This is a genomic window from Hymenobacter gelipurpurascens (assembly GCF_900187375.1).
GTDB lineage: Bacteria > Bacteroidota > Bacteroidia > Cytophagales > Hymenobacteraceae > Hymenobacter > Hymenobacter gelipurpurascens.
Genome location: NZ_FYEW01000001.1, coordinates 178,630 through 195,488, shown reverse-complemented (window position 1 = coordinate 195,488; position 16,859 = coordinate 178,630). Strand labels below are relative to the sequence as shown.

The 16,859-nt window shown below is 57.9% G+C and carries 17 protein-coding genes; 9 read left to right on the top strand and 8 right to left on the bottom strand.

What is annotated here, in order from left to right:
- Nucleotides 1-14: 14 nt before the first annotated feature.
- The 4 genes from CFT68_RS00865 to CFT68_RS00850 all read right to left on the bottom strand — a co-directional run bounded on the left by CFT68_RS00865 (nt 15) and on the right by CFT68_RS00850 (nt 5,028).
- Nucleotides 15-551: a DUF1573 domain-containing protein gene (locus CFT68_RS00865; RefSeq protein WP_088841541.1), complete on the bottom strand. Its 537-nt coding sequence runs from the start codon at nt 549-551 to the stop codon at nt 15-17.
- A 171-nt stretch (nt 552-722) separates the two neighbouring features.
- Entirely contained in the window at nt 723-2,147 is a 1,425-nt protein-coding gene (locus CFT68_RS00860; RefSeq protein ID WP_088841540.1) for an ATP-dependent DNA helicase, read from the bottom strand.
- 107 nt (nt 2,148-2,254) lie between these two features.
- Complete coding sequence (locus tag CFT68_RS00855) at nt 2,255-4,477, bottom strand: ATP-binding protein (RefSeq protein WP_088841539.1); 2,223 nt, start codon at nt 4,475-4,477, stop codon at nt 2,255-2,257.
- Between the two features lie 86 nt (nt 4,478-4,563).
- Nucleotides 4,564-5,028, bottom strand: coding sequence for a PaaI family thioesterase (locus tag CFT68_RS00850; RefSeq protein WP_088841538.1), 465 nt, complete (start codon nt 5,026-5,028; stop codon nt 4,564-4,566).
- A gap of 132 nt (nt 5,029-5,160) precedes the next feature.
- On the opposite strand from CFT68_RS00850, the gene CFT68_RS00845 reads away from it, so the two are divergent.
- From CFT68_RS00845 to coaD, 3 genes are all read left to right on the top strand, one after another.
- The gene (locus CFT68_RS00845; protein ID WP_170934664.1) at nt 5,161-5,673 is read left to right on the top strand and encodes an NUDIX domain-containing protein; all 513 of its coding nucleotides are present in this window, start codon (nt 5,161-5,163) and stop codon (nt 5,671-5,673) included.
- Between the two features lie 76 nt (nt 5,674-5,749).
- The gene (locus tag CFT68_RS00840) at nt 5,750-6,658 is read left to right on the top strand and encodes a DUF3822 family protein (protein WP_141106386.1); all 909 of its coding nucleotides are present in this window, start codon (nt 5,750-5,752) and stop codon (nt 6,656-6,658) included.
- A gap of 123 nt (nt 6,659-6,781) precedes the next feature.
- Nucleotides 6,782-7,252: a pantetheine-phosphate adenylyltransferase gene (gene coaD / locus CFT68_RS00835; protein WP_088841536.1), complete on the top strand. Its 471-nt coding sequence runs from the start codon at nt 6,782-6,784 to the stop codon at nt 7,250-7,252.
- A gap of 87 nt (nt 7,253-7,339) precedes the next feature.
- Here coaD and CFT68_RS00830 read toward each other — a convergent pair whose 3' ends face one another.
- The 4 genes from CFT68_RS00830 to CFT68_RS00815 form a co-directional block, all read right to left on the bottom strand.
- Complete coding sequence (locus CFT68_RS00830; RefSeq protein WP_088841535.1) at nt 7,340-7,825, bottom strand: hypothetical protein; 486 nt, start codon at nt 7,823-7,825, stop codon at nt 7,340-7,342.
- 27 nt (nt 7,826-7,852) lie between these two features.
- Nucleotides 7,853-8,551 (bottom strand): NUDIX hydrolase, encoded by a 699-nt coding sequence (locus tag CFT68_RS00825; RefSeq protein WP_088841534.1) that lies wholly within the window; start codon nt 8,549-8,551, stop codon nt 7,853-7,855.
- 390 nt (nt 8,552-8,941) lie between these two features.
- Entirely contained in the window at nt 8,942-9,340 is a 399-nt protein-coding gene (locus tag CFT68_RS00820) for a group III truncated hemoglobin (RefSeq protein WP_088841533.1), read from the bottom strand.
- A gap of 21 nt (nt 9,341-9,361) precedes the next feature.
- A complete protein-coding gene (locus CFT68_RS00815; RefSeq protein WP_088841532.1) occupies nt 9,362-9,847 on the bottom strand; it encodes a hypothetical protein in 486 nt (161 codons plus the stop codon).
- 178 nt (nt 9,848-10,025) lie between these two features.
- On the opposite strand from CFT68_RS00815, the gene CFT68_RS00810 reads away from it, so the two are divergent.
- The 6 genes from CFT68_RS00810 (at nt 10,026) to CFT68_RS00785 (ending at nt 16,749) form a co-directional block, all read left to right on the top strand.
- Complete coding sequence (locus tag CFT68_RS00810; protein ID WP_245815240.1) at nt 10,026-12,452, top strand: heavy metal translocating P-type ATPase; 2,427 nt, start codon at nt 10,026-10,028, stop codon at nt 12,450-12,452.
- Between the two features lie 85 nt (nt 12,453-12,537).
- Nucleotides 12,538-12,702, top strand: a complete 165-nt coding sequence (gene ccoS / locus CFT68_RS00805; RefSeq protein ID WP_088841531.1) for a cbb3-type cytochrome oxidase assembly protein CcoS — start codon at nt 12,538-12,540, stop codon at nt 12,700-12,702.
- A 408-nt stretch (nt 12,703-13,110) separates the two neighbouring features.
- Nucleotides 13,111-15,306 carry a cytochrome-c oxidase, cbb3-type subunit I gene (ccoN, locus tag CFT68_RS00800; RefSeq protein WP_088841530.1) on the top strand — a complete coding sequence of 732 codons (2,196 nt, stop codon included), beginning with the start codon at nt 13,111-13,113 and terminating at the stop codon, nt 15,304-15,306.
- A gap of 95 nt (nt 15,307-15,401) precedes the next feature.
- A complete protein-coding gene (locus CFT68_RS00795) occupies nt 15,402-15,611 on the top strand; it encodes a hypothetical protein (protein WP_088841529.1) in 210 nt (69 codons plus the stop codon).
- The gene (locus CFT68_RS00790) at nt 15,605-15,874 is read left to right on the top strand and encodes a hypothetical protein (RefSeq protein ID WP_088841528.1); all 270 of its coding nucleotides are present in this window, start codon (nt 15,605-15,607) and stop codon (nt 15,872-15,874) included. Before CFT68_RS00795 ends, CFT68_RS00790 begins: the two co-directional genes overlap by 7 nt.
- Nucleotides 15,868-16,749 (top strand): cbb3-type cytochrome c oxidase N-terminal domain-containing protein, encoded by an 882-nt coding sequence (locus CFT68_RS00785; protein WP_088841527.1) that lies wholly within the window; start codon nt 15,868-15,870, stop codon nt 16,747-16,749. Before CFT68_RS00790 ends, CFT68_RS00785 begins: the two co-directional genes overlap by 7 nt.
- The last annotated feature ends 110 nt before the right edge of the window (nt 16,750-16,859 follow it).

Genomic DNA, 16,859 nt, shown 5'->3' with positions numbered 1-16,859 from the left:
AGGAGAAGGTTAGCTTAGGAAGCTTTCTTCTTCATCTTAATTTTGCTGTCGCTCACTTTGGTCTTTTGCTTGGCATCTTTGGCGTCCATCTCAGAAGGCGAAACGGCAGCTGGCGTAGCCATTGAAGCATCTGCCGAAGTAGCATCTTTCACCTCACCTACCAACGATACCATCGCGTTGCCGGCAGCTGAGTTCGACTCAATGGTTAGGACTTTGTTCTGCATGCCCATTTTGCCGGCGCTGTTGAACTTGGCCGTTACGGTGCCGGTCTTGCCGGGCATCACGGGCTCTTTCGTCCAGTCGGGGGTGGTGCAGCCGCAGCTCACGCCGATGTTGGAAATTACCAGGGGCTGGGTGCCTACATTCTTGAATTTGAAGGTGTGGTCAACGATATCACCCTGCTTGATCGAGCCGAAGTCAAACTTCATTTCCTCAAACTGGATTTGCGGACCAGCTACTTTGGTCTGGGCGTTGGCGGGTTTCACGGCCTGCGCCTGCGCGGCGAAGCCCATGGTCGAGAGCGACAAGGCCAGCAAGAGTATCTTTTTCATGATGGAGGGAGTTGAAAGCGTTGAAGTAAACAAAAATACGTTTTTCGGCAGCCGAGGCAAGTTGAATGCCAGTTTTCTACCGAAGCCGTGAAGTTCTTATGAAGCCCTAACCACGTGTGGCACAGGTTGCGTTCCGTGTAGCCCTGCCCTACGCGCAAAAACCGGGCAGGTTTACTCCGTAGGCGCGTCGCCGATGAGCTTAGGATTGAAGTTGAGCAGAAACAGCTTTTCGGAGGACCGCGTAACAGCTGTGTAGAGCCAACGGGCAAACTCGCTATTCACCATATCTTCCTTCAGGAAGCCATGATCTACGAACACCGCCTGCCACTGGCCGCCCTGGGCTTTGTGGCACGTAAGGGCATAGGCAAACTTTACTTGTAGCGCGTTCAGAAACGGGTCTTTGCGCAGCGCGGCAGTGCGGTCTTTCTTGGTTTCGAGGTGGGCATAATCCTCGTTCACGGCGTCGTAGAGCGCTTTGTTCTGGTCGCTGGAAAGGGCCGGGCTGTCGGTGTGGAGCGTATCCAGCAGCAGCTTTACTTCAATGTCGGGCTCATCCGGGTAATCCACGAGTCGCACGCGGGCATCGGCGAAGCGGAAGCCAAACTCCTCGGTGCGCCGGATGATTTTGACTACCTGCACAAAGTCGCCGTTGGCCAGGAAGCCGATTTCGGAGTCCTTCGGGAGCCAGTAGTAGTTGTTGCGCACTACCATGAGGTAATCCCCAGATTCAATCTCGTCCTCGGCCTCAAACAGAATGCGCCGGATGTACTGGTTGTACTGGTTGGCGTTCTTGTTAGAGCGGCAGATGATGGTGCTGTTCTCGTGTCCGAAGTTCTTGTAGGCCCAGCGTAGGCCATCTTCCAGCTTATCGCCCTGCATGGAGAAGATATCGGGGTAGCCTTTGGTGAAGAACTGGATGTGTGGCTGTTCCTCCCGCAGCTCTTCGCGCAGCACCGTAGCGTTCATCAGAATCCCCGACTGCTCGGCCTGGCGCATCACTTGGCGCAACTCCACCGACAGTACATCGGCCCGGAAACGGTGCTGCAGCAGCTCCGGGTCGAGGGCCGGAGACAGCAACTGACCTACAGGCGGCAGCTGGGCCGTATCGCCGATGAGCAGCAGCCGGTTTGTGGGCTTCTCAAACACGTAGTTGATGACGTCATCGAGGAGACCGTTCTGACCAAAGGCTTTCTCATCGGAAATCATGGAAGCCTCATCCACGATAAAGAGCGTATCCTGAGCGCGGTTAGGCTGGCGCTGGAACGTGAGACCCTGGCTGGGCGTGCCGCTGGTCTGGCGATAGATTTTCTTGTGGATGGTACTGGCCGCCACTCCCGAATACGTGCTCATCACCTTGGCAGCACGGCCCGTGGGCGCCATCAGGGTGTACTTGCGCCCCATCTGATGCAGCCACTGCACCAAGGCACTTACCACTGTGGTTTTGCCCGTTCCGGCGTAGCCACGCAGCACGAAAGCCTTGCGGCCTGGCAGCTGGTCTTTTAGAAATATATCAAGCTGCTGAAACAGTAGCGCCTGATCCTGAGTGGGTTCGTAGGGGAAGTAGTCGCGGACGGAGGGAGTTCTGACGGAGAGCATAGCGGAGTATTCGAACAGAACAAAGCTACGCTCCTTTCCGCTCCCTGTTGCCGCCGTATTTTAGGCGAGAAGGTTTGCTGGATTACGGGCAGGTGTGTTTCGAACGCCTATGCTGGCAGGCGCACCACAAACTCCGTGTACTCCCCTTCCCGCGACTCTACTTTCAAGGTGCCGCCGTGGCTTTTTACGATGTCGTGGCTGAGAGAGAGGCCTAGGCCAGTACCCTCACCCAGAGGCTTAGTTGTGAAAAAGGGCTGGAATACTTTGGCCTGCACTTCGGGCGCCATGCCGCAACCATTGTCGCGCACCCGAATTTCTATGCAGCCCGTCAACTTGTGGGTTTTGATGTGCACGGTGGGCTCGTAGGCCACTCTTGCTCCCGTTTCGTGGCACTGCTGCACGGCGTAGAAAGCATTCGTGAACAGGTTCAGGAGCATGCGGCCAATGTCCTGCGGAACTACGGGCACCAAGGGCAAATCGGGAGATAATTCAGCCACAAGCTTTACCTGAAACGCCGGGTGCTGTGCCTGCTGGCTCTCGTAGGCCAGGTGTAAATTTTCAGTTGCCAGAGCATTCAGGTCGGAGGCCTCGCGCGGGCCCGTGCCCGCCCGGGAATGGTCCAGCATACCCCGGATGATGGAAGAAGCGCGCATGCCGTGCTGGCTGATTTCCTGCAAATTCTGCCGCAACCCCTCCAGTATCTCCTGTTCCAGCTCTGAGTCCTGACTGGCGCCCTGGTGGTGCATGCCATCGACCATGCGTGTACTCACCTCCGCAAATTTCTTCATGAAGTTGAGCGGATTTTGAAGCTCGTGCGCAATACCCGCGGACACCTCACCCACAAAGGCCCACTTCTCCGACTGCACCAGCTGATTCTGGGTTTGGCGGAGCTGCGCCAGCGTCCGGCGCTTTACCTGCAGTTGTTGGTAGGCCAGTACGCCCAGAGCAGAAATCAGCACGATGGCCACACTGGCCACGCCCAGCAGCCGGTTGCGCTGCTTGATACGCTCCGCTTGCAACAGCTGGGCCTGGCGAAGTTCCGCTATTTGCGCATTGCGGGCCTGCTCCAGCCGCTCACCTTCGTACTGGGCCACGTGGTGGGCGCCTTGGGCCGTGCTCAGCGTGTCAGCTAGATTGAGGTAAATGCGAGCAAAATACTGAGCCTGCTTGGCCTGGCCGTGGTCATCATAGAAGCGCACCAGGTTCTGCAGATATTTGGGGAGCAGCATATTGTAATTCGCCGCGCTGGCTTTCTGGTAGGCCTGTCGCCAGCTGGCTTCGGCCTGCGCATACTCGCGCCGCATGGTATAGTACTGCGCCCAGGTAGCCTCTAACGCAAACTCACCGGGACGGCCCGTAATCGGCAGGGCCAGAGAGTCGGCGAGGTGTTGCGCGCGTTGTAGCAGAGGCCGCACCTGCTGGAGCTGTTGCATCTGAAGCAACACGGCGCTTTTCTGCACCAGGGCATAGGCCGTGTATTCAGCTCTTTTATCAGGTTGCTGCGCGGCAAATTCCAGCGACTTTTCGGCGTAGCGCAGCGCCTCCGAAGGGTTTCCCTGAATCAGCTGCAAACGACTTACTGCCAGCAAGGTATAGAAGCGAGGCAGACCCGCAATACCATAGCGACTTTCCAGATCTACTGCCTGCTTCATGTAGTGCAGCGCTTTCTGGTTGTTGCCCCAATCGGCGTAGGCCGAGCCCGCCACTACCAACTCGCTAGCCTGCAGCATATGGTCGAAACCGGCAAATAAATCGGCGGCCTGCAGATAGTTGCTGATGGCGCGGTTGTAGTCGCCGCGGTGGCGGTAGGAGCCGCCCAGCACCAGGTAGCACGCCGCCATATTCTCCTGAACCTTATGGACGCGGTAGTAGGTGAGCTTCTGCTGGAAGTAGGTAAAACGCGCCTCCGAGGCTTTCATCTGGTTGTACAACGGGGCCAGATCAATGAGTAGACGCGGCACTGGGTGCCCGGCCTTGTCAAACAGGTATACGGCCCGGTGCATGGCGTCCATGGCGGCCGTGTAGTTCTTGCCCTCCAGCCACAGGTTCACTCCCTTTCGCAGCTCCTGATACGGGGCATCCTGCAGGAAGTGCGCCTGCTGATTCAGTTGCAATAGTTCATCCAAAAGCGGCAGCGCCTGCTCGCGGCGGCGGATTTCCGTAAGCTCGGTTATGTCCAATAAGTGCACAAGCGTCCGCAGCTTCGACGTATCGGGCTGTGGGCGTTGGAGCGCCTGTCTGAGCGAGTCGTAGGAAGCGGCCCAGTAGCGGTGCTGTGCCCCCACGGGGCTACCCAGCAATACAAGAAGGGCCGCAAATATCCATTTCATGCGAAGTCTTATCAGCCAGCCCCGAGCAGTTAAGAGGCCAACATGGCAACAAGATAGGGGAATATGATTTCTGCGGGCTGACTGGCCTAGGCAGGCGCGTCGGTTGCAGCAGGCGCTTTGGGGTTAGCCTTCACCACCGCCATCGTAGCGGAAGCCTTAGCTATCAGCCGCTCATCGCACCATACCTCCGCCTCGCAAAAGTGCAACCGATGGCCTGCTTTCAGTACCCAGCCAATAGCCCGGAGCTTACTACCTACGCCCGGATGCAGGTAACTGGTTTTCAACTCCACCGTAACTACGCCTTCTCCTTCGGGCACCAGCGTCACGGCCGCAAAGCCGGCTGCTAGGTCGGCCATTGTAGCCACCAGCCCGCCGTGGGCGTAGCCGCTGTGCTGCTCATGCTGCTGCTCCAGCAGTAGCTCGGCTTCTACCCGGCCGGGTTCAATAAGCGTTAGATCGGCGCCGATCAGGTGCATGAAATGCTGGCGCGTGAGGCGACGACGAATGCGGGCTTCCAGCGATTCGGTGGCAGGGAGAGAAGAGTCAATCATGAAGGCTCAAAGATAAGGCCGCGACCTGCTTGCTGGTTCGTACCTGGCCGCACGTTATTTGAAGGGAAAGGTGAAATTTGCGACCCAACTTGCCGTTCTACTGTTCTTCTCTACCTGCAACTGCCCATTCCCATGCCCGATTCCCCCTCTTCCGTTCCTGAACCCGATTTATTGTTGCCTTACATAGGCCAGGTGCGCGTGCGCATCTGTGGCATTCTGGTGCGCAACGGTGCCTTGCTGCTAGCGGCCCACCGCGGCATGCTGCCCAATGAGGCCGCTTTCTGGTCGCCGCCCGGCGGGGGCTGGCAGTTTGGCGAAACCCTGCGCGAGTGTCTGCAACGCGAGTTTCAGGAGGAGACTGGCCTAGCCGTGACCGTAGGCCGGTTTTTGCATCTGCACGAGTTTAAGAGCGACACGCTTCAGGCGCTGGAGCTATTTTTTGAGGTGACGCCGCTTGATGAGCATGCCGAGCCCCAGCTTGGCACCGACCCCGAGCACAGTACTAATGCCCAATTACTTACGCAGCTGGAGTTCGTGACGCCGCGCCAGCTAGGCCAGTTACTACCCACCCAACTGCACCCGGTGCTGCGCGACGTTATCAGCACCGACGATGTATTTATTCCGCAGATTCGGTTTCAGGGCTGATTTGGTCTAACTCCTGCGGGCAGTAGGCCAACGTGCGCGCACTCCGTACCTTTAGCCCCACTTCTCTATTTTGCTCGTGTCTGCTGAATCTCTCGTTTCTCCTGCCGCGCCTATGCCCAGCCATGTTCCTGTTCCGGTAGCTCAGTACCGCCTGCGCGACGAAACGCTGGACCCATCCAATCTGGGGGCGTATAATTTGTATATCACGGCCGGTGCTACTGGCCTACGCATTGGGGTAGCCGACGTCAGGCGCAACAAGTTTGTGGTGCTGGAAGATTATCAGGCGACGCCCGCCACCTCCCTGGCCGGCCAGCTGCAGGCGCTGGTTACGCAGCATGATCTGGTAGGCCAGTCGGGCTGGAACCGGGTGCGGCTGGCCGTGCAAAACCGCCATTTCACGCTGCTACCGGCGCCTTTGTTTCGGGCCGGCGATGAGCAGGCCTATCTGCAGCTGCACCACCGCGTAGATCCGCAGCACGAAACGGTGCACCATTACTCCCACGCCAGCCTGGAGGTGGTGAGCTTATTTGCGGCTGAGAAAGTGTTGGCCGATTGGTTTCAGAATGTTTACCCGGAGGGCAAGCTGCTGCACCAAACTAGTGCGCTGCTCGAAGGCGTCATCCACCAAAGCGAGCAGTCGGCGCCGCGCCGCATCTACCTCAGCATTGGCCACCAGGAAGTTACGATCCTGGCCGTGCGCGACAAGCGCCCGGAGTTCTGCAACGTCTTTCCCTTCAGCACGCCCGAAGACCTGATTTATTACACCATTCTGGTGATGCAGGAGTTGCAGCTCAACCCAGATCAGGACTCCGTGATGGTGTGGGGCGACCTGATGCACGACTCCGAGCTGTTCACGATTCTGCGCAAGTACATCCGCAACATCCGCTTCGGCAACCGTCCCTTCGACCTCAGCTACAGCTACCGCCTGAATGACGTGTTCGAATACCGTTTCTTCGAGCTGTTTGCCCTGCACCTCTGCGAATAAAGGTGAACTGGTGAGTTTTATGTTCTCCTGCCCTACAGTGCGCAGTTAGCGCAATGCATGAAGCCAGAACGTCAACCTAGCATTTCACCACTTCACAAATTCACCACTTCACCCTTTCCTTTCATGCGCGTTGCTCTTTTCCCCGGCTCTTTTGACCCTTTCACCAACGGGCATCTGGATGTGGTGCGGCGCGGCGTTTCGCTGTTCGATCAGGTGATTATTGCCATCGGCAACAACAGCAGCAAGCAACGCTACCTGCCCGTAGAGCAAATGGTGACGATGATTGAAGAGGTTTTCCAGGATGAGCCGCGCGTTTCGGTGCAGTCGTACAAAGGGCTTACCGCCGACTTCGCCCGCGAAACGGGCGCCCGATTCCTGCTCCGCGGTCTGCGCAACACCACCGATTTCGAGTATGAAAACACCATCGCGCAAGCCAACCACCACGTAAATCCGGAGCTGGAAACCGTGTTTCTGATTACGGCTCCTGCCCTGGCGGCCATCAGCAGCACCATCATCCGCGAAATTCACCGCTTCGGCGGCAACGTCGATGACTTCGTGCCTTTTCAGCTGCCCGCTGTACCCAAGGAGCAGTAGCCGCGTTCAGCCCCAACACAATTCGGCCCGCCGCAGTGGCCTAGCACGGTGCTAGGCCACTGCGACGGGCCGATCTGCGTTTGGAACTTACTTGCGCGATATTACTCGCAGGCCCACCACCTCGCGGGTGTCTTTGGGGTTGGGCACGGGTAGCACAATGTAGTTGGAGGCCGTCAGGTTGAGGTTGCCGGCGCGGAGCAGGTAGTCTTCGTCGGAGCCGATGAGCACAATGTCGCGTACGGTGCGGGTGCGGGCGTTAAACGTCACTACCAGCGTCTGGCCGCCTTGCTCAAACGTATTGATCCAATCTTCGCCCTTGGTGGCCTTCATCTGGGCAGGAGTAGGCTCTAGGCCTATCGTCGCGGAAGATTTTTCGCGGGCCGGGCCCAATACCTTACGCACCTCATCAATGGAGTGGCCTACAAGCTGCGGCACATCTACTGCCACAGCCACTACCGAAGTAGACTCCTTCGACGTAGGGTTTATGACTTCTGATGCAGACGATTGGGCGCCCGTGCAGCCGGCAAGCCCTGCCAGCACCAGAAACACCGTTATGTAGCGGTTCAGGACCATAGGCAGCGGGTGAAAATCAGAACACGGTTAGGCAGATTCCTTGCTGGCGGGAGTTTCGCCGGCTACATCGCTGAGGTAGTGGCGCACTACCAGCTCAATGCTGGCGTACGACTCGTTTAGCACGGCTAGGGCCTCCTGGGGCGTCATCCAGCGCACTTCCTCAATGTACTCCTCGGCCTGGGGCTTCATCAGCGAGTCGTCGAGGCAGCGCATGATGTACCAGTTGGTTTTCTTGAGGATTTTGTTGCCGTTGTAGGCGTAAGAGTGCCAAGTGCTGGGCAGTTTTTCCGCCAGCTCAATCTTGATGTTGCACTCCTCTTCCACTTCGCGCAAGGCCCCAATGCCGGGGTCTTCCTCTTTCTTGAGCTTGCCCTTGGGCAAATCCCACTTTCCGAGGCGGTAAATCATCAGCACCAGGCCATCCTTCACCACCAGGCCGCCAGCGGCCTTCACGATGCGGAACTGGTCTTTGAGGTGCAGAATGAGGCGCTTTTTCTTGCGGGCCAGCAACGTCAATGACTTCAGCTTTTTAAGCTTTTTCACCTCCATCAGCCGCAAAAGCCGGTCGATGAATACGTCCGTGACGTCGCGCACCAGCACGTCGCCTACCAGGTCTTTGGAGATGAACTCATCTTCGGGGCCCAGAATCAGGTCGTACTTGTGCTTGTATATTTTCTCGCTGTTCTTTTTGATGATCAGCGGGATATCGTTGATGAAGACGTTCATCGCGGGATAATCAGGAGGGCAAAAGTAAATCCAGGCAGGTATGCTGCAAAACACAACATAATTCCCGGAAAACGAAAACGTCTTCCAGGTCGGGCAAGATACGGGATGTAAACCGTTGTGTTGTCTTGTTGGCTGCGTTATGCACCAGGTGAAGCACATACGTTTCGCAACGGACTTAGATTAAGGGATAATTAAAATCGAAAGGCTGGATTCCTCGCAACCATTGCCGCATTTTTCTAAGCTAGAAGCACGTCATCCTGAGAGCAGCGAAGAATCTTCTCACGTTAGCACGAAGCGCTAGGCTAGTCGTTCAAGCGTGAAAAGATCCTTCGCTGCTCTCAGGATGACGTGCTTTTTAGTGAGTTAAGAACGAAATGAATTCAAACAGGCCTACAGAATGGCCAATGGGTTGCGGGCCTGCCGGATGCGGTATTCGAACATGCGGGCAATGTTGCCGGCTTTCACACAGGCTTCGTCGGCTTTGGGGCCCTCAAAATTTTCGCGGACGGTGCCGGTAAATAAGGCCAGCCACCGCTCAAAATGGGTGATATCGACGGGTAGGGCCATGTGCTTCGGGAAAGGGCGGCCCCGGTAGCGGGAAGTGCCCAGCAGCAGGCTGCTCCAGAAATCGTACATGGTAGGCAGGTGGGCTGGCCAGTGCACCTGGGCTACGGTGTTGAAAATAGGCCCAAGCAGCTCGTCGGCGTTGACTTTATCGTAAAACGTGTCAATCAGCCGCTTGATGTCGGCTTCGGTCTGGATATCGGGGAGGATTTGGGAATCAGGCATGAGGAGAGCAAATAAGAAATGCTAGGCCACCTGGTGAGTCTCCTTGGGCTCAGTAGCAGTCACGGCTACCGCCGAGAGGAACGCGCGGCCGCCCGTGAGGAGTAACGTCAGGAGCTTCACTATTTCCAGGCCAATGTAGAAAGTGTGCAGATGAGAAGGCATGACGGGCTTCCCGGCCAGCATGCGCACGGCGCGCACATCCAGTGCCGGCAGCAGCCACAGCGTCTGGAGCGCCAGCACAAAACTGAGGATACCCAAGCCAACCCAGATACTTGTCGGCACCCGCAAGGCACGTGCCGATACAAGGGCTACCAACAGGAACGCTAGTTCCACTTTGTTGAGGGCGTGAAACACAATGCGGCCGATGCCCAGGCCCAGCGCCACCGTAATTTGTGGAGCCGTGAATTTCAGCGGCGCTTCCAGGAAGGAAATGCCCGACACCATACCGGCCCACAAAAACAGGATCAGGACCAGAAACAAAAACCAAACGGAGCGGGTGATACGCATCGGCAGCAAAAATTACAGGCGACAGGTGGCCTAGGCCACTCTCTGAACAACGGCCCAAAGGTACCAGTTCGGACAGGCGTGCTGTGCTGACTATTCTCAACCGGACACCTGACCTTCGTCATCTTTCCCAGCACGGCCGTGCCGGACCTTTGGGCTGTTCATCAGTACCTGCCTGCGCGTGCCACCTCTGCTTGCTCCCGAACCGCTTACCCGCACCGTTTGCGCCCACTGCGGCGACGATTGTGATAACGACTTAGTGCTTTCCCACGGCCAGAGTTTCTGCTGCGCCGGTTGCCGCACTGTGTATGAGCTGCTGAGCGAGAACAACCTCTGCTCCTATTATAACGTGAGCGAGCCGCGGCCCGGTCAGAAGATTCCCGCCGTAGAGCTGCCCGGCCGCTTCGACTATATGGATTCGGAAGCCGTGCAAACTCAGCTGCTTTCGTTCCGCAGCGATACCCGCGCCCGCCTCACGCTCACCATCCCGCAGATGCATTGCGCCTCCTGCATCTGGCTGCTGGAACGCTTGTACCAGCTGAACCCAGGCGTGCAGGAGTCGCAGGTGAATTTTATGCGGAAGGAAATTGTCATCAGTTTCCACCCCGGCCAGACAACGTTAAAGGAGGTAGTCAAGCTGCTGGCAGCTCTAGGTTATGAGCCGCAGATTACGCTTGCCGAACTCGGTCCGGCGCAGGCGGGCCCCGACCGCACTATTTATTACCGGCTGGGCCTAGCGGCTTTCTGCTTCGGCAACGTGATGTTGCTGGCCTTCCCCGATTACTTTGATTTTACCGAAGGCCTGGCCTCCAGCTTGGGGCAGTTTTTCGGCTACCTAAGCTTACTGCTGGCTCTGCCGGTGCTGCTGTATAGTGCGCGCGGCTTCTACGAGTCGGCGTGGCAAGGGCTGCGGCACCGCTATATTAACCTCGATTTTCCCATTAGCCTAGGCCTATCGGCGCTGTTCCTGACCAGCGTGTACGATGTGGTTACGCAGCGCGGCCCCGGCTACCTCGATTCGTTTACGGGCCTCGTGTTCTTTATGCTGATCGGGAAATGGGCCCAGCAACGCACCTACGACACCCTGCGCTTCGACCGCGACTTCACTTCCTACTTCCCGGTGGCCGTGACGCTGCTGGCTGCGGAAGGCGAACGGACCATTTCCGTGAAAGAGTTGCGCGTAGGCCACCGCATCCGGGTGCGCCATCAGGAAGTAGTACCTGCCGATGCCGTGCTCATGCAGGGCCGCGGGCAGATTGACTACAGCTTTGTATCGGGTGAGAGTGAGCCGGTGAGCAAAGCGGCTGGCGAGCTGGTGTATGCCGGCGGCCGGCAGGTGGGCGAAAGCGTGGAGCTGGAAGTGGTGCGCGAAGTGTCGCAGGGCTACCTGACGCAACTCTGGAACAACCCCATTTTCCAGAAAGCCGAAAAGCAGACGCTAGAAACCTACGCCAACACCGTAGGCCGCTACTTTGTGGGCCTCACGCTGGTGCTGGCGGCTGGCGCGGTCCTCTACTGGTACCCCCGCGACCCACAGATGGCCCTGCGCGCCTTCACCTCGGTGTTGGTTATTGCGTGTCCGTGCGCTCTTTCGCTGGCCACGCCGTTTGCCCTGGGAGCCGCCCTGCGCGTATTCGGCCGCCGGAATTTCTACCTCAAGAACTCCGCCGTAGCCGAAACCCTGGCCCGCACCGATACCATTGTATTCGATAAAACCGGCACCCTCACGGAGGTTTCCCGCTCACACGTTGAGTACATGGGAGAAGCTCTCACGGCGCAGGAGCAAGCGCTAGTGGCAGCTGTGGCGGGTCACTCCACGCACCCGCTCAGCCAGCGCCTGACCCAGACGCTAGGCCACCCTGCGCGTTTCGTAACAGAATTTAAAGAGGTGCCCGGCCAAGGGGTGCAAGGCGTGATGAATGGCCATCGAGTACAGCTCGGCTCCGCGAAGTTTGTGGGCGTTACGGATGCGCTGGCTTCTGCGGCAGCGACTAACCCAGGCGCCTCCCGTGTGTATGTAGCGCTGGATGGCCAACCCAATGGCTACTTTATCTTCCGGAATGCTTACCGCTCGGAGCTGGCCACGGTCCTGAGTGAGCTAAGCCCCCGGTACAAGCTGGTGGTGCTATCCGGCGATAATGACGCGGAGGAAGAACGGCTGCGCCAGATGTTCGGCCCACAGGCGGAGCTTCGGTTCTTTCAATCGCCGCAAAGCAAGCTGGAGTATGTAGCCGCGCTGCAGCAGCAGGGTCGCCACGTGGTCATGCTCGGCGACGGCCTGAACGATGCCGGCGCCCTCCGCCAAGCTGATGTAGGTATTGCCCTCACCGATAAAATCACCCACTTCTCCCCCGCCTGCGACGCTATTCTGGATGCGCGCAGCTTCGGGCAGCTGGGCACGTTTCTGCAGTTCTCACGCAGCTGCATGCGCATCGTGCTGGCTACTTTCGTGCTGTCGTTTCTCTACAATGGCATCGGACTCACGCTGGCCGTGCAAGGCCACTTCACCCCCATTGTGTCGGCCATCCTGATGCCAATCAGCTCCCTGAGCGTGATTCTGTTCGCCACGCTGCTGGTGAAGCTGGCCGCACGGCGCTGGAAGCTGTAGCACCATTTGTGGAGTGGCCTAGCCGCAAAGTTTTCCGGTGGCTAGGCCACTCCGCTTCTTTCTCACGTTGTTTTCGCTCCGTCTTATGACTATAATTTTCCTGCTCATCGGCATCAGCCTCACAGTAGCCCTGGCGTTTCTAGGTGCTTTCCTGTGGGCCGTCCGCTCCGGGCAATACGACGATACTTACACGCCCTCGGTTCGGGTGCTCTTTGAAGAAGATGCGGCCGGACCAGTTCCGCCTAAGTAGCGGAGTAATAAACGTAGCTCCCCTCCATAGATAAGGAGGGGTTGGAGGTAGTTGAAGTGGCCTAGAACGCCTACGCTAGAACAGCCCTATTAGTCCGTCATGCTGAGTTTGCCGAAGCATCTCTACCGCTGGCTAATTAACTGGCCTAGACAAAGCGATAGGGATGCTTCGGCAAGCTCAGCATGACGTTCTTTTAAACTATAGTTGGTCAACTCCCCCCTTATCTAAGGAGGGGAACTCCTGTTCTTACCATTCCTGAAAATCTGCTTGCCACATCCGCAACCCCGTTTAGTACCATGCTAGGCCACTCTGCCTGACAACTATCACCCCTGCCCCTGACTTTCGTCATCTTTTAGAAAGCCTGCAGCGGGGACCTTTGGAGAAGTTAATCACTCACTTCTTCTCGCTATGATAGTTGATCCGAAACCGTTGGTGGCCCGGCCCGAAACACCACCAGCGCGGGCCGTGGATACCTTCTTCTACGACAACCGGATTGTCCGCGACTTCGGTATTGCTACCGTGTTCTGGGGCATTGCCGGCATGATCGTCGGAATTTTGGCTGCCTTCCAGCTGGCCCTGCCCGATGCCAACCTGCATACGTCGTTTACCACATTCGGGCGCATCCGGCCGCTGCACACCAACGCCGTTATTTTCGCCTTCGTTGGCAACGGCATTTTTATGGGGGTGTACTACTCGCTGCAGCGCCTGTGCAAAACCCCGATGTACTCGAAGGCCCTCAGCAAGATCCACTTCTGGGGCTGGCAGCTCATCATCCTCAGCGCCCTGATTTCCTTGCCGATGGGCTTCACCACCAGCAAAGAATACGCCGAGCTGGAGTGGCCTATTGACATTGCCATTACACTGGTGTGGGTGGTGTTCGGCTGGAACATGTTTGGCACCATTGCTAAGCGCCGCGAACGGCATCTATACGTAGGCATCTGGTTCTACATTGCCACGTTCCTGACGGTGGCGGTGCTGCACATCGTCAACTCGATGGAGGTGCCGGTAAGCTTCATGAAGAGCTACTCTGCCTACGCTGGCGTGCAAGATGCGCTGGTGCAGTGGTGGTACGGCCACAACGCGGTGGCTTTCTTCCTGACCACGCCCTACCTGGGCCTGATGTACTACTTCCTGCCTAAGGCTGCCGGCCGGCCGGTGTACTCGTACCGCCTGAGCATCATTCACTTCTGGTCCCTGATCTTTATTTATATCTGGGCCGGGCCGCACCACTTGCTCTATACCTCTCTGCCCGACTGGGCCCAGAGCCTCGGCGTAGCTTTCTCCATCATGCTGATTGCACCCAGCTGGGGTGGCATGATCAACGGCCTGCTGACTTTGCGCGGTGCCTGGGATAAAGTGCGCGAAGAGCCCGTGCTCAAGTTCATGGTGGTGGCCATTACGGCCTACGGCATGGCTACGTTTGAAGGCCCCATGCTTTCACTGAAAAACGTGAATGCCATTGCCCACTTCACCGACTGGATTGTAGCGCACGTGCACGTAGGTGCCCTGGGCTGGAACGGTTTCCTGACCTTCGCTATGCTCTACTGGCTGTGGCCCCGCCTCTACCGTACCGAGCTGTACTCCAAGAAACTGGCTACTACCCACTTCTGGCTGGGCACCATCGGTATCCTGTTCTATGCCTTGCCCATGTACTGGGCCGGCTTCACCCAGGGCCTGATGTGGAAGCAGTTTAATGCCGAGGGCATGCTGCAATACCCCAACTTCCTGGAAACGGTGCTGCAGATTGTGCCGATGTATTATCTGCGCGGCATTGGCGGCGTGCTTTACCTGAGCGGCGTTTTCTTGATGATGTTCAACCTAATCAAGACGGCCAAAGCCGGCTCCCTGCTGGCCCAGGAACAAGCCCAGGCTCCGGCCTTGCTGCCCGCCACCGAAGACCCACACGCCGATGCCGGCCACTGGCACCGCTGGATTGAGCGCCGCCCCATGCAACTAGCTGTGGGTGCTACCATCGCCATCCTGATTGGTGGTGCGGTGGAGATGATTCCGACGTTCTTGGTGAAGTCGAACGTGCCTACCATTGCTTCCGTGAAGCCTTACACCTCGCTGGAGCTGCAGGGCCGCGACCTGTACATCAAGGAAGGCTGCTCTAACTGCCACACCCAAATGGTGCGCCCGTTCCGCTCCGAAACTGAGCGCTACGGCGAGTACAGCAAAGCCGGCGAGTTTGTGTACGACCGTCCCTTCCTGTGGGGCAGCAAGCGCACCGGCCCCGATTTGCACCGCGTGGGCGCCAAATATCCGCACTCCTGGCACTACAACCACATGTTAGACCCCACCAGCATGTCGCCGGGCTCCATCATGCCGCCCTACCCATGGCTGTTTGAAAACACCATAGACTACTCCACACTGCCCAAGAAAATTCAGGTGCTGCAACAGCTGGGCACGCCTTACCCCGCTGGCTACGATAAACTGGCGGTAGCCGACGCCAAGCGCCAAGCCGAGGGCATCGTCCGGGACCTGCGCAAAGAGGAAATCGAGGTGAAATCGGACAGGGAAATCGTGGCCCTCATTGCCTACCTCCAGCGCCTGGGCACCGATATCAAGGTGAAGCCTGAGCAGGCCGCTGCGGCCGCTCAGTAGGCCACTCTGCAAGAGGCGCGGGCTGCTTGAGTCCGCGCCGATGCTTCCCTTACCCTACTAAAAGGCAGACAGATAACCTCTGCACCCTATCAATCATGGACAAGAAAGTTCTGCAATCCATTGCCGGCGTCGAGATATATCCTCTCATCTCCTTCGCCATCTTCTTCCTCTTTTTCCTGGGCCTGCTCGTGTACGTGGTGGTGGCCAACCGCCAGCACCTGCACACTATGAGCCAGCTGCCGCTGCTCTCCGATGACGACGACACTGCTCAGGCCACGCTCCTCGACTCCGACGTCATATGCTAACCCTCCGCACTGGCCTACTGACGGCCACGGGCCTACTCACGGGCTACCTCGCCGCCGCTCAAACCACTTCTCCGGCTGCCGCTGACCAAGGCTCCGACCTGCTTTTCTGGCTGCTGGCGGGCGTTCTGGGCATCGTGCTCCTGATGGTGCTGGTAACCGGCAGTTCGCTGGCCCTCGCCACCCGCCGACATCACCAGACTGGCCTAGAGTCTTCGGAGCAAACATCATCCACGCAAGCTGAGGAAGGATCTGCCACATGCTAACCCGCCTGAAAAAACTTCACTGGCCTCTGGCCGCCCTCCTGCTGCCGGCCCTCTCGGCAGTTGCTCAGGCCCCAGAAGCCGCCCCCGCCAAAGCTGCTGAGCCCAATGCGCAGATTCTGCTGTTCTGGTTCCTGCTCGCCACGCTAGGCCTGGTCCTGATGGTGTTCCTACTGCTGTTTGTGCTGATTGTGGTGAAAATGAAGCCCCAGTTGCGCAAGCTCTACGAGCTGCCCACGGTGCACGAAAGCTGGAGCGGCAAAGTAATCGGCCTACTCATTGGCGACACACGCCTGGTAACCGGCGAGCATAAAGATGAGCTGATGGGCCACGACTACGACGGCATCACGGAGTACGACAACGACCTGCCGCCGTGGTGGAAATACGGATTCTACTTCACCATAGTGTTTGCTGTGGCCTACATGGGCTACTACCACGTGGCCAACGCCGGGCAGCTACAGGCCGCGGAGTACGAAACCGAGATGCAACAGGCCACGCTGCTGGTATCGGCTGATGCCGACGACCCCAACAAGCTCACCACCTACACTGCCCTGCTATCTCCCGCCGACCTCAGCGAAGGCAAAACCATTTATACCACCAACTGCGCCCCCTGCCACGGCGCCAACGCCGAGGGCAAAGTAGGCCCCAACCTCACGGACGAATACTGGCTGCACGGCGGCGAAATCAACCACGTGTACAAAACCATCAAGTTCGGCGTCACGGGCAAAGGCATGGTGGCCTGGAAAGGCAAGCTGGCCGGCAAGCAGATTCTGCAGGTCGCCTCCTACATCCAATCCTTACAAGGCTCAAAGCCCGCCAACGCTAAAGAGCCCCAGGGCGAAAAGGAAGCCCCCGGCAAACCCGTTGCGGCTAAGTAAGGCCACACATAAGACCCAGACAGGGCGTCATGCTGAGCCTGTCGAAGCATCTCTACCGCTTCATTTCAATAGGCCTAGGCCAGTCAATTAGCCAGAGGTAGAGATGCTTC